Raw genomic sequence first — 11,461 nt, 5'->3', positions numbered from 1 at the left:
TCAGCCACCCACCTGCGGGACCGGCGGCAGGTTCTGGATGTAGGTGTCGAACCACGGCCCGTTGCCGAGCGTGCTGGCGAAGACCCGGTAGAACGGCTTCATCAGCCGCAGGCTGCTGTCGAGGTTGTCCTCGTTCTTGTTCAGCACGGCGACGACGTTCCTCAGGTGGTCGAGGGCGGGCGCGAGGTCGGCGCGGCTCTGCTTGACCAGAGCCGTGAGCTCCCGGGAGAGGCTGGCCGTCGAGACCAGCAGGCCGTGCACGGCGTCGCGTCGGGCCACCAGCGCGCGGAACAGGACGTCGGAGTCCTTCATCAGCCCGACGATGTCGCGGTCGCGCTCGTCGAGCACGCCGGAGACCCGGTCGAGGTTCTTCAGCAGCGTGTTGATCTGCTGGTCGCGCGCGGCGATGTTCGACGACAGCGCCGAGACGCCGGCGAGCGCCTTGCGGAACTCCTGCGGAGTGTTGCGGGTCAGGTCGGCCAGCGTCGTGAGCGACGTCGCGAGCCGGTCGGTGTCGATCCGCTCCGTGGTCGAGGCCAGGCCCGAGAACGCGTCCACGACGTCGTACGGCGAGCTGGTGCGCTCGACCGGGATCTCGCCGCCCTCGGCGAGCTGACCGGGGCCGGCCGGCTCGAGGGCGAGGTACATCGCGCCGAGCAGGGTCTTGACCTTGATCGCGGCGCGGGTGTCGGGGCCGAAGCCGGAGTCGCTCTCGACCCGGAACTCGACCCGCACGTGGTCGCCGTCGAGCTCGACGGACTCGACCTTGCCGACCCGCACCCCGGCGATGCGCACCTCGTCGTTGGCCTTGAGCCCACCGGACTCGGCGAACGCGGCGTAGTAGGTGTCGCCGCCACCGATGACCGGGAGGTCCTGGGCGCGGAACGCGGCGAGCACCAGCAGGGCGACCACGGCAAGGCTCACCGCCCCGATCACGACCGGGTTGCGCTCGCGGAAGGAGGTCGGCTTGGGTCCCCTCGTCGGCCGTGTCATCCGAGATCGCACCTGTCGGAGCCGGTGTCGTAGTCGACGGGGACGGAGCCGCCGCCGGGCAGTCGGACCCGGCCCTGGAAGTGGCAGAGGTAGAAGTTGAACCACGAGCCGTACGTCGCGGTGCGGCCGACCTTCTCGAGCTTGATCGGCAGCACCTGCAGCGTCCGGTCGAGCTCGGCCTTGCCGTCGTCGAGGTTCTTCGACAGCCGGCGCAGCTGGTGGATGTCGTCGACGAACGGCTCGCGGATGCCGGACACCAGGCCGGCCGTCTCCACCGAGAGGTCGGAGATCTCGTCGAGCGAGCCGAGGAGCGCCTTGCGGTCGCCCTTGAGGCCGCCCACGAAGGAGCGGAACGTCGTGATCAGCCGGCTCAGCTGCTCGTCGCGGTCGCCGAGGTGGTCGAGCACCTGGTTGAGGTTGTCGATCAGGTCGCCGATCAGCTGGTCGCGGCCGGCCAGCGTCGAGGTGACCGACGCGGTGTGCGCGAGCAGTCCCTCGAGCGTGCCGCCCTCACCCTGGAAGACCTGGACGATCTCGTAGGAGAGCTGGTTGATGTCCGCCGGGGACAACGCCTGGAAGAGCGGCTTGAAGCCGTTGAACAGCACGGTGAGGTCGAGTGCCGGGGTGGTCTGCCCGACCGGGATCGTGTCCCCCGGTGCGAGGTCGGCGGTGTCGCCGATCTCGTCGGAGAGCGAGAGGTAGCGCTGGCCGACCAGGTTGCGGTAGCGGATCGAGGCGTGGGTGGCCCGGCTGAGCGACTCCCCGTCGTCGACGCTGAAGGTCACCAGCGCCCGGGTGCGGTCGACGATCTCGATGTCCTCGACGGTGCCCACCTTGACCCCGGCGATCCGCACGTCGTCGCCCTTCACCACGCCGGTGGCGTCGACGAACTCGGCGCGGTAGCTGCTCTTCGAGGAGAACGAGACGTTGCCGATCGTCACCACGAGGACCGAGGTGGCCAGGGTGGTGACCACCATGAAGGCGACCAGCTTGACGAGGTCGGCGCCGGTGCGGCGGTCGAGGAGCTTCGGCCTCATCGCAGCGACACCTCCGCCCCACGGGCCATCGGGCCGACCAGCAGCGGCCCGAGGTCGGGGACCTCGTCGGCACCGACGCCGAGGGCGGGCCCGAGCAGCGAGCGCAGCAGCTCGGTCTCGGCCGGGCTGCCCGGCCCGGCGTTCCGGAGCCACGCGTTGGGCACGACCCGGCTGGTGCCCTTGCCGGTCGGCTCGTCGACGCCGTCGTCGAAGTCGGGCTGGTGGCGCACCGGGTTGTCCTGGGTCCAGGGCGGGTTCGGCAGGTGCAGGCAGTTGGGCCCGCGGTCCTCGCCGAACCGCGGGACGTCCTGGGCGCCGTACGGACGCGGCTGGTGGGGCAGCGTCTCGAGGACGATGTGCAGCATGAAGCCGCGGAACGCCTCGGCCTGGCGCGCGCCGGCCTCGACGATGCCGCGGGTCAGGCAGGAGTACTCCGGCGCGTACTTGGCGAACACCCGCAGCTGGTCGGCGCCGACCTCGCTGAGCCGGATCAGGTTCTCGCCGTTCGCGTCGAGGAAGTCCTCGGCGGTGCCGGAGAACGACGACACGTCCTCGAACAGCGCGTGCAGCTTCGCCTCGCGGCCCTCCAGCGTGCCGGTCGTGAGCACGGTGTCGTCGAGGATCTGCGCGATCTGCGGCAGCACGTCGGTGTAGTCGTCGGACACCTGGGCGGTGAGTCGCAGGTCGTCGACCAGCGCGGGGATCTGCGGATTGATCCGCCTCAGGTAGCCGTCGAGGGTCTCGAGGTTCTCGCCGAGCTCGTCGCCGCGACCGTCGAGCGCGGTGGCGAGGGCGTTGAGCGTCTGGTTGAGCTGGGCGGGCTGCACGGTGCGCAGCAGCGGGTAGAGGTCGGAGAGCACCTGCTCCACCTCGGTCGACACCGTGGTCCTCGCGATGGTCGCGCCGGGCTGGAGATGCTCGGCCGCGGGGTCGTCGGGCACCACCAACGACACGTACTTCTCGCCGAACAGGGTCTTGGGGACGATCGAGCCCGTGACGTCGGCCGGGATCGCGTCGAGCCGGCTCGGGTAGATGCCGAGGGTGACATCGGCGCCCGCGCCGTTCGACTCGAAGCCGAGCACCTCGCCGACGATCACGCCGCGGACCTTCACGTCGGCGCGCGCCGGCAGCTGGAGTCCGATCGTCGACGTCTGCAGGGTCACCCGGTCGTAGTCGGTGAAATTCTTGGAGAAGATCGCGTACGTCAGGTAGACGCCGGACAGCAGCAGGCAGAGGAACACGACCCCCATCACCTTGGGGAGCGCCAGGCTGCCGAGCGTGTCGCGGGCCATCGGCGTCACCCCGCCAGCCGCACGGTCGTCGTCGTCCCCCAGATCGCCATGGACAGGAACAGGTCGATGACGTTGAGCGCGACGATGCTGGTGCGCACGGCCTTGCCGACCGCGACGCCCACGCCGGCGGGGCCGCCCGAGGCGTTGTAGCCGTGGTAGCAGTGGATCAGGATCACCGTCACCGCGAAGACCAGCACCTTGCCGAAGGACCAGAGCACGTCGCCCGGCGGCAGGAACTGGTTGAAGTAGTGGTCGTAGGTGCCGGTGCTCTGGCCGAAGAACTGGGTGACGGTGAGCCGGGTCGCGAAGTAGGACGCCAGCAGGCCCACGACGTACAGCGGGACGATCGCGATCAGGCCTCCGATGATGCGGGTGGTCACCAGGAAGGGCAGCGACGGGATCGCCATCACCTCGAGCGCGTCGACCTCCTCGGAGATCCGCATCGCGCCGAGCTGGGCGGTGAAGCCGCAGCCGACCGTCGCGGCCAGCGCGATGCCGGCGACGAGCGGGGCGATCTCGCGGGTGTTGAAGTACGCCGAGACGAAGCCCGAGAACGCCGCCGTGCCGATCTGGTTGAGCGCGGCGTACCCCTGCAGGCCGACCTCGGTGCCGGTGAAGAAGCACATCGCGACGATCACGCCGACGGTGCCGCCGATCACGGCGAGCGCCCCCGAGCCGAGCGTCACCTCGGCGAGGATCCGCAGGATCTCCTTCCGGTAGCGGTTGATCGTGCGGGGCGTCCACGCGAGCGCCCGGACGAAGAACAGGAGCTCGGTGCCGAGGTCGTCGAGGAGCCTGGCCGGCCGTTCGTAGACCGCCCGGATGCCCGCCATGCCTGTCATGGCCGCTCACCCCGTCTTCGGCGGGACGAGCTGGAAGTAGATCGCGCTCATCACGAAGTTGACGATGAAGAGGAGCATGAAGGTGACGACGACCGACTCGTTGACGGCGTCGCCGACCCCCTTCGGGCCGCCGGCGGCGTTCATGCCCTTGTAACAGGCCACGACCGCGGCGATCAGGCCGAAGACCAGCGCCTTGACCATGCCCTGCCACAGGTCTGGCAGCTGCGCGAGCGCGGTGAAGCTCGCCAGATAGGAGCCCGGGGTGCCGTCCTGGAGAACGACGTTGAAGACGTAACCGCCGGCGACACCGACCACGCTGACCAGGCCGTTGAGGAAGACCGCGACCAGCATGCAGGCCAGCACGCGGGGGACGACGAGGCGCTGGATCGGGTCGATGCCCAGCACCATCATCGCGTCGAGCTCCTCGCGGATCTTGCGGGCGCCGAGGTCGGCCGCAATGGCCGAGCCCGCGGCGCCGGCGATCAGCAGCGACGTCGCGATCGGCCCGGCCTCGCGGACCACGGCGAGCACCGCGGCCGAGCCGGTGAAGGACTGGGCGCCGAACTGCTTGATCAGGCCACCGACCTGCAGCGCGATGACCGCGCCGAACGGGATCGCGACCAGCGCGGTCGGGATGATCGTCACCGAGGCGATGAACCAGGCCTGCTGGATGAACTCCCGGACCTGGAACGGACGCCGGAACACGCTGCGCCCGACGTCGAGGCCGAAGGCGAAGAGCCGGCCCGCGGTCCCGACCGGTGCCAGGACCCGCTGCGCGGTGATCGAGGACATCAGCCGGCTCCGTCAGACGCCGACGGCCATCGACATGTTCTGCTCGAACGACCCCGGCGGCGGGACCACGCCGTGCTCGCGGCACCACTCGCCGGCGGGCCGCTGGCTGCGGCGGGACAGGCCGTTGGAGGGCTCGAGCTGGAGCGGGATCGGCGGCAGCGGCGGCAGCTCCTGGTCCTTCTCCGCCTCGAGCTCGTCGGCGTCCTTCTCCTCGGACATGCCGATCGGGCCGACCCGCTGGGCGTTGAGGAACTGGCGCACGACCGGCTCCTCCGACGACAGCAGCATCTCGCGGGGCCCGAACATCGCGAGGTGCCGGTGATAGAGCAGGCCGATGTTGTCGGGCACCGTGCGGGCGGTGTTGATGTCGTGGGTGACGATCAGGAACGTCGCGTCGATCTGGGCGTTGAGGTCCACGATCAGCTGGTTGAGGAACGCCGTACGCACCGGGTCGAGACCGGAGTCGGGCTCGTCGAAGAGCACGATCTCGGGCTCCAGCACGAGGGCGCGGGCCAGGCCGGCGCGCTTGCGCATGCCGCCGGAGATCTCGCCGGGCAGCTTGTCCTCGGCACCGAGCAGGCCGACCAGGTCCATCTTCTCCATGACGATGTCGCGGATCTCCGACTCGGACTTCTTGGTGTGCTCGCGCAACGGGAAGGCGACGTTGTCGTAGAGGTTCATCGAGCCGAACATGGCGCCGTCCTGGAACAGCACGCCGAACAGCTTGCGGATCTCGTAGAGCTCCCGCTCCGAGCAGGTCGCGATGTCGGTGCCCTCGATGACGATCGAGCCCTGGTCGGGCTTGAGCAGGCCGATCAGCGTCTTGAGGAAGACGGACTTGCCGGTGCCCGACGGCCCGAGCATCACGCAGATCTCGCCGGCCGGCACGGTCAGCGACACGTCGCCCCAGATCAGCTGCTTGCCGAACGACTTGCTGAGGTTCTCGACCTTTATCTCGACACCCATGATCCGTCCCTCCTCGTCGCTGCACGCGCCGAAGCACGCCCGAACCGCTGCTCCATCTCCCTGACCGGTACCAACGGGCGCCGGCGAGCGAAGTTACGCGCGAGTTCGATTTCTGCGGTGGCGAGGGGAAATGGCACGAGGGGCGGCCACCCCTGTCGGGTGACCGCCCCTCGTGGCGGGTGCAGCTAGGAGATCGTCACTTGACGGTGACGGTGGCGCCGGCGCCCTCGAGGGCCTCCTTGGCCTTCTCGGCGGCCTCCTTGGTGGCCTTCTCGAGGATCGCCTTGGGGGCGGACTCCACCAGGTCCTTGGCCTCCTTCAGGCCGAGGGAGGTGAGCGCGCGCACCTCCTTGATGACGTTGATCTTCTTGTCGCCGGCCGACTCCAGGATGACGTCGAACTCGTCCTGGTCCGCCGCGGCGGCGGCGTCGCCGCCGGCCGCGCCGCCCGCTGCCGGAGCCGCCGCAACGGCGACCGGGGCAGCGGCGGTGACGCCGAAGGTCTCCTCGAACTGCTTCACGAACTCGCTGAGCTCGATCAGCGTCATCTCCTTGAACGCGTCGAGGAGCTCGTCGGTGCTGAGCTTCGCCATGGTGGCGTTTCCTTCCAGTCGTTGGCCCGCCGCGATCGCGGGGGCCGGGTTTCAGGTGGTGGTGTACGCCGGGCCTAGGCCTCGGCGGTCTCCTCGTCAGAGGCGGCCTCGGCGGCGGGCTCCTCAGCGGGAGCCGCCTCCTCGGCGGGTGCCTCGTCAGCGGCGACCGGCTCGGCCGAGGCCTGGCCAGCACCACCTGCGAGGATCGAGGGGTCCTGCTCGGCCTTCGCCTGGAGCGCACCCGCGAGGCGGGCGGCCTGGGCGATCGGCGCGTTGAGCAGGTAGACGGCCTGACTGAGCGATGCGAGCATCGCGCCCGCCAGCTTGCCCAGGAGCACCTCGCGCGACTCGAGGTCCGCCAGCTTGGCGATCTCGGACGCGTCGAGGGGCTTGCCGTCGAGGATGCCACCCTTGATGACGAGGGTGGGGTTCGCCTTGGCAAAGTCACGCAGACCCTTGGCCGCCTCGACGACGTCGCCGTTGATGAAGGCGATGGCGGTCGGGCCGGTCAGCAGGTCGTCGAAGCCTTCGATGCCGGCCTCGGAGGCGGCGATCTTGGCGAGCGTGTTCTTGACCACGGCGTAGTTGGCGTTCGCACCGAGGGAGCGCCGCAGGTCCTGCAGCTGCTTCACGGTGAGACCGCGGTACTCGGTCAGCACGGCACCGGCGGACTCGTTGAACGACTCAACGATCTCCGCAACGGCCGCCTGCTTGTCTGCCCGCGCCATGGGTCTCCTTCCGGTGGTCGACCACCGGCCCCGGCCCCACAAACACGAACGCCCCGAGCGCAGGCTCAGGGCGTGGGATCATGCTTCTCGCTCTGTCACCTGCGCAGGCCGTCCACTCTCGCGGAACCTTCGGTCGGGCTGATGCACAGCACGACAACCGGCGGTCTCTGGTTTCGTAGAGAAGAGTACGGCGGCGCCGGCGGATCGCCAAAACGGCGGGGTCAGCCGACCACCCGCACCGGAGAGCCGGCCCGCCAGGCGGCGACGTCCTCGACCGCCTCGGCGAAGAACGTCCGGTAGTTGCCCTCGGTGACGTAGCCGAGGTGCGGGACGGCGAGGACGTTCGACAGCGCCAGCAGCGGGTGGTCACCGGGCAGCGGCTCCTCGTCGTACACGTCCAGGCCGGCGCCCGCGATCCGCTCCTCGGCGAGTGCGGCGACGAGGGCACCGGTGTCGACGAGGCCGGCGCGCGCGGTGTTGACCAGGTACGCCGAGGGACGCATCGCCGCGAGCTCGGGCTCGGCCACGATGCCGCGGGTGCTCGCGGCGAGCGCGAGGTGCAGCGAGACGAAGTCGGAGCCCGCGAAGAGCTCGTGCTTCGACACCGAGCGCACCCCCGCCTCCGCCGCCCGCTCCGCGGTCAGGTGCGGGCTCCAGGCGATCACGTCCATGCCGAACGCGGCGCCCACGACGGCCACCCGGGAGCCGATCCGGCCGAGCCCGACGACGCCGAGCGTCGCGCCCGCGAGGTCGGTGCCGACCGTCGACTGCCAGGGCGTGGTGGCGTCGGCGAAGAGCTCGGACTCGGCCACCAGGTGCCGGGCCAGGCCGAGGATCAGCGCCCAGGTCAGCTCGACGGTCGGGGTGGCGAGCGCCCCGGTCCCGCAGACCACGACGTCGCGCTCGCGACAGGCCTCGAGGTCGATCGCGGCATTGCGCATCCCGGTCGTCACCACCAGCCGCAGCGACGGCACGCGGGCGAGCAGCGCGCGGGTCAACGGCGTGCGCTCGCGCATCAGCACCAGCACCTCGGCGCCCTCGAGGATCTCCGCCAGCAGGTCCTCGTCGGCCACGTGGTCGCCGACCGCCGAGACCGTCACACCGTCGAGCGACGACCAGTCGGCGTACGAGAGGGCGACGCCCTGGTAGTCGTCGAGGATCACGCAGTGGATCGGCTCGGGCATGCGCACAGCCTCCCACGCCGATGGCGCCCGGAGCGGTGCCCCGAAAATGCCGCTGACCCGGCAGAGGATCTCTGCCGGGTCAGCGTGTGGAGCTCGGGTCAGGCGGTGGCCTCGTCCTCGACCGCGACGTTGCGGGTGCGGTTGGGGTCGACCTGGATGCCGGGGCCCATCGTCGTGGAGACGGTGACCTTCTTGATGTAGCGGCCCTTGGAGCTGGCCGGCTTCAGACGAAGGACCTCCTCCAGCGCGGCGCCGTAGTTCTCGGCGAGCTGGGCCTCGGAGAAGGACGCCTTGCCGATGATGAAGTGCAGGTTGGCGTGCCGGTCGACGCGGAACTCGATCTTGCCGCCCTTGATGTCGGACACGGCCTTCGCCACGTCCGGCGTCACGGTGCCGGTCTTCGGGTTCGGCATCAGGCCACGGGGGCCGAGCACGCGGCCGAGGCGGCCGACCTTGCCCATCATGTCGGGGGTCGCGACCACGGCGTCGAAGTCGAGCCAGCCACCGGCGACCTTCTCGATGAGGTCGTCGCCGCCGACGACGTCGGCGCCGGCCTCGCGGGCGGCCTCGGCCTTCTCGGCGTTCGCGAACACCAGGACCTTGGCGGTCTTGCCGGTGCCGTGCGGGAGGTTGACGGTGCCGCGGACCATCTGGTCAGCCTTGCGCGGGTCGACGCCCAGGCGCATGACGACGTCGACGGTCTCGTCGAACTTCTTCTTCGATGCGCCCTTCGCGATCTTGATCGCGGCAAGCGGGGCGTAGAGCTCGTCCTTGTCGAACTGCTCGGCCGCCGCGCGGTAGGTCTTGCTGCGCTGCATGGGCTTTCTCTTCTCTCTTCGAAAGTTGTGGTGAGCGGGCCAGCGCGGCCCTGCCACGGTGCTGCTGGAGCTTCTTACTGGGTGTCGACGCCCATCGAACGGGCGGTGCCCTCGACGATCTTCATGGCCGCCTCGATGTCGTTGGCGTTGAGGTCGGGCATCTTGGTCTGGGCGATCTCGCGCACCTGGTCCTTGGTCAGCTTGCCGACCTTCTCCTTGTGCGGGGCGCCCGAGCCCTTCTGCACGCCGGCGGCCTTCTTGATGAGCTCCGCGGCCGGCGGGGTCTTGGTGATGAACGTGAACGAGCGGTCCTCGTAGATGGTGATCTCGACCGGGATCACGTTGCCGCGCATCGACTCGGTCTGCGCGTTGTACGCCTTGCAGAACTCCATGATGTTCACGCCGTGCGGACCGAGGGCGGTACCGACCGGCGGAGCCGGCGTCGCGGCGCCGGCCTGGAGCTGCACCTTGACGAGTGCGGCGATCTTCTTCTTCGGAGGCATGGTGCTTCTCTTTCTGTCTCGTGGTCCTGACGAGGAGTACGTCGTACGCCTCTGCCACCTGCTGCTGCCCGTGTCTCCGCGGGCAACCTGTCTATTGTGCTGCGCTCACGCTCAGAGCGCGAATCCCGAGCTCACCGCTGCTTCTCGGCTCACCGGGTTTCGAGACGCGTCGCTCGTTCGCCGCTCCGCGGCGTCCGAGCCGACGCTCCTCAACCTTTTCGCCCTTCATGCCCGGAGCAAGCTCCGGGCATGGGCTCAAACCCTCTGGATCTGCGAGAAGCTCAGCTCGACGGGGGTCTCGCGGCCGAAGATCTCGACGAGGGCCTTCACGCGCTGCGACTCGGCGTTGATCTCGGTGATCGTCGCGTGCAGCGTGGCGAACGGGCCGTCGACCACCATGACCGAGTCGGAGACGTCGAAGTCGGCGACCTCGACGGGCTTCTTCGCGGTGGCGCCGCTCGTCGCGGCGGGGGTGCCGGCGGCGGCCGCCTCGGCCTCGGCGCGGGCGACCACGGCGGGCGCGAGCATGCTCTCGACCTCGGACATCGACAGCGGCACCGGCTGGTGGCTGTGGCCGACGAAGCCGGTGACCGACGGCGTGTGGCGGACCGCGGCCCACGACTCGTCGGTGAGGTCCATGCGGACCAGGACGTACCCGGGGAGCACGGTGCGCTTGACCATCTTGCGCTGACCGTTCTTGATCTCCGCGACCTCCTCGGTGGGGACCACGATCTCGTGGATGTAGTCCTCCATGTTCAGGGAGATGATGCGGTTCTCGAGGTTCGACTTCACCCGGTTCTCCATGCCGGAGTAGGTGTGCACGACGAACCAGTCGCCCGGCTTGGCCCACAGCTCGCGGCGGAACGCCTCGAGCGGGTCGTCGTCGGCGTCGTCGGAGTCCGGGCCCTCGTCGCCCTCGGCCTCGGAGAGGCCGATGCTGGTGCCGTCGGCCTCGTGGTCGTCGAGGCCGAGGGAGGCGTCGCTGGCCTCGTCGGTGCTCTCGGCGTCCAGGCGGGGGTCGTTCTCGATCTCGGGGCCGTCGTCGGCCTCGCCGTACTGGTCCTCGAGGGCGGGGTCGGGGGTCGCTTCGGCAGGCGTGTCGGCCGCGGCGTCGAACTCCGCGGCCTGCGACGTCGTGGTCTCCTCGGCGTCGACCGAGTCGTACTCCTGCTCAGACACGTACTGCTCCATCACGTTGGGTGCTGCTCTGGTTGCTCCGCGGGACGGCCCGTCAGGAGCCGGCGAAGATCTCGAAGGCGAGCTTGCCGAAGCCCAGGTCGAGCAGCGACACGATCGCCATCATCACGATCACGAACACCATCACGACGATGAAGTAGGTGACCAGCTGCTCCTGCGTCGGGTAGACGACCTTGCGGAGCTCGGCCACCACCTGGCGGTAGAACGTGGGGATGCTGGTGCGCTTGTGGGCGCTGCCGCCCCGCTCACCGCGGACTGCCTTGCTGTTCGGCACGTCCTACTCCCCTTTCCCTAGTTCGGTGCTGCGTCGTCCGGCGTGACCGGCCTGGGGGCCGGCCTGGTGGTCTTGCAGGGCACGAGGGACTTGAACCCCCAACCTTCGGTTTTGGAGACCGATGCTCTGCCAGTTGAGCTAGTGCCCTTCAGGTGACGCCATCAACCTACAAACTCCACACACATGGGCATGGCAAAGCAGCCTGATAGTTCACCGGTGGGTCAAGCATAGGGGGTCGGTGTA

13 protein-coding genes and 1 tRNA gene are annotated in these 11,461 nt (G+C 69.5%); all 14 read right to left on the bottom strand.

What is annotated here, in order from left to right:
• The 14 genes from FHU40_RS13635 to FHU40_RS13570 all read right to left on the bottom strand — a co-directional run bounded on the left by FHU40_RS13635 (nucleotide 1) and on the right by FHU40_RS13570 (nucleotide 11,366).
• A complete protein-coding gene (locus tag FHU40_RS13635; RefSeq protein WP_183592849.1) occupies nucleotides 1-993 on the bottom strand; it encodes an MCE family protein in 993 nt (330 codons plus the stop codon).
• The gene (locus FHU40_RS13630; protein ID WP_183592848.1) at nucleotides 990-2,030 is read right to left on the bottom strand and encodes an MCE family protein; all 1,041 of its coding nucleotides are present in this window, start codon (nucleotides 2,028-2,030) and stop codon (nucleotides 990-992) included. Before FHU40_RS13630 ends, FHU40_RS13635 begins: the two co-directional genes overlap by 4 nt.
• The gene (locus FHU40_RS13625; RefSeq protein ID WP_183592847.1) at nucleotides 2,027-3,322 is read right to left on the bottom strand and encodes an MCE family protein; all 1,296 of its coding nucleotides are present in this window, start codon (nucleotides 3,320-3,322) and stop codon (nucleotides 2,027-2,029) included. The genes FHU40_RS13630 and FHU40_RS13625 overlap by 4 nt, the downstream gene beginning before the upstream one ends.
• A gap of 5 nt (nucleotides 3,323-3,327) precedes the next feature.
• The gene (locus FHU40_RS13620) at nucleotides 3,328-4,155 is read right to left on the bottom strand and encodes an MlaE family ABC transporter permease (RefSeq protein WP_183593800.1); all 828 of its coding nucleotides are present in this window, start codon (nucleotides 4,153-4,155) and stop codon (nucleotides 3,328-3,330) included.
• A gap of 15 nt (nucleotides 4,156-4,170) precedes the next feature.
• Nucleotides 4,171-4,956 carry an MlaE family ABC transporter permease gene (locus tag FHU40_RS13615; RefSeq protein ID WP_183592846.1) on the bottom strand — a complete coding sequence of 262 codons (786 nt, stop codon included), beginning with the start codon at nucleotides 4,954-4,956 and terminating at the stop codon, nucleotides 4,171-4,173.
• 12 nt (nucleotides 4,957-4,968) lie between these two features.
• A complete protein-coding gene (locus FHU40_RS13610) occupies nucleotides 4,969-5,922 on the bottom strand; it encodes an ABC transporter ATP-binding protein (RefSeq protein ID WP_183592845.1) in 954 nt (317 codons plus the stop codon).
• Between the two features lie 196 nt (nucleotides 5,923-6,118).
• On the bottom strand, nucleotides 6,119-6,514 hold the full coding sequence (gene rplL / locus FHU40_RS13605) for a 50S ribosomal protein L7/L12 (RefSeq protein ID WP_183592844.1): 396 nt from the start codon (nucleotides 6,512-6,514) through the stop codon (nucleotides 6,119-6,121).
• A gap of 74 nt (nucleotides 6,515-6,588) precedes the next feature.
• A complete protein-coding gene (gene rplJ / locus FHU40_RS13600) occupies nucleotides 6,589-7,242 on the bottom strand; it encodes a 50S ribosomal protein L10 (protein ID WP_183592843.1) in 654 nt (217 codons plus the stop codon).
• A gap of 221 nt (nucleotides 7,243-7,463) precedes the next feature.
• The gene (locus FHU40_RS13595) at nucleotides 7,464-8,426 is read right to left on the bottom strand and encodes a D-2-hydroxyacid dehydrogenase family protein (protein WP_183592842.1); all 963 of its coding nucleotides are present in this window, start codon (nucleotides 8,424-8,426) and stop codon (nucleotides 7,464-7,466) included.
• Between the two features lie 98 nt (nucleotides 8,427-8,524).
• Nucleotides 8,525-9,244, bottom strand: a complete 720-nt coding sequence (gene rplA, locus FHU40_RS13590) for a 50S ribosomal protein L1 (protein WP_183592841.1) — start codon at nucleotides 9,242-9,244, stop codon at nucleotides 8,525-8,527.
• Nucleotides 9,245-9,318: 74 nt separating this feature from the next.
• Entirely contained in the window at nucleotides 9,319-9,747 is a 429-nt protein-coding gene (gene rplK, locus FHU40_RS13585; RefSeq protein WP_183592840.1) for a 50S ribosomal protein L11, read from the bottom strand.
• A 255-nt stretch (nucleotides 9,748-10,002) separates the two neighbouring features.
• Nucleotides 10,003-10,938 (bottom strand): transcription termination/antitermination protein NusG, encoded by a 936-nt coding sequence (gene nusG, locus FHU40_RS13580; protein ID WP_221199834.1) that lies wholly within the window; start codon nucleotides 10,936-10,938, stop codon nucleotides 10,003-10,005.
• 40 nt (nucleotides 10,939-10,978) lie between these two features.
• Nucleotides 10,979-11,218, bottom strand: coding sequence for a preprotein translocase subunit SecE (secE, locus tag FHU40_RS13575; RefSeq protein ID WP_183592838.1), 240 nt, complete (start codon nucleotides 11,216-11,218; stop codon nucleotides 10,979-10,981).
• Nucleotides 11,219-11,293: 75 nt separating this feature from the next.
• Nucleotides 11,294-11,366, bottom strand: a tRNA-Trp gene (locus tag FHU40_RS13570).
• Nucleotides 11,367-11,461 lie beyond the last annotated feature (95 nt).

Origin of the sequence: Nocardioides soli (assembly GCF_014191495.1) — a bacterium.
Classification (GTDB): Bacteria; Actinomycetota; Actinomycetes; order Propionibacteriales; family Nocardioidaceae; genus Nocardioides; species Nocardioides soli.
This window is presented reverse-complemented; position numbering and strand designations above follow the sequence as displayed.

Bases quoted from the DNA above. Each gene is read 5' to 3' on its own strand.
- FHU40_RS13635 (WP_183592849.1), bottom strand. From the start codon at position 993: ATGACACGGCCGACGAGGGGACCCAAGCCGACCTCCTTCCGCGAGCGC.
- FHU40_RS13630 (WP_183592848.1), bottom strand. From the start codon at position 2,030: ATGAGGCCGAAGCTCCTCGACCGCCGCACCGGCGCCGACCTCGTCAAG.
- FHU40_RS13625 (WP_183592847.1), bottom strand. From the start codon at position 3,322: ATGGCCCGCGACACGCTCGGCAGCCTGGCGCTCCCCAAGGTGATGGGG.
- FHU40_RS13620 (WP_183593800.1), bottom strand. From the start codon at position 4,155: ATGGCGGGCATCCGGGCGGTCTACGAACGGCCGGCCAGGCTCCTCGAC.
- FHU40_RS13615 (WP_183592846.1), bottom strand. From the start codon at position 4,956: ATGTCCTCGATCACCGCGCAGCGGGTCCTGGCACCGGTCGGGACCGCG.
- FHU40_RS13610 (WP_183592845.1), bottom strand. From the start codon at position 5,922: ATGGGTGTCGAGATAAAGGTCGAGAACCTCAGCAAGTCGTTCGGCAAG.
- rplL (WP_183592844.1), bottom strand. From the start codon at position 6,514: ATGGCGAAGCTCAGCACCGACGAGCTCCTCGACGCGTTCAAGGAGATG.
- rplJ (WP_183592843.1), bottom strand. From the start codon at position 7,242: ATGGCGCGGGCAGACAAGCAGGCGGCCGTTGCGGAGATCGTTGAGTCG.
- FHU40_RS13595 (WP_183592842.1), bottom strand. From the start codon at position 8,426: ATGCCCGAGCCGATCCACTGCGTGATCCTCGACGACTACCAGGGCGTC.
- rplA (WP_183592841.1), bottom strand. From the start codon at position 9,244: ATGCAGCGCAGCAAGACCTACCGCGCGGCGGCCGAGCAGTTCGACAAG.
- rplK (WP_183592840.1), bottom strand. From the start codon at position 9,747: ATGCCTCCGAAGAAGAAGATCGCCGCACTCGTCAAGGTGCAGCTCCAG.
- nusG (WP_221199834.1), bottom strand. From the start codon at position 10,938: ATGGAGCAGTACGTGTCTGAGCAGGAGTACGACTCGGTCGACGCCGAG.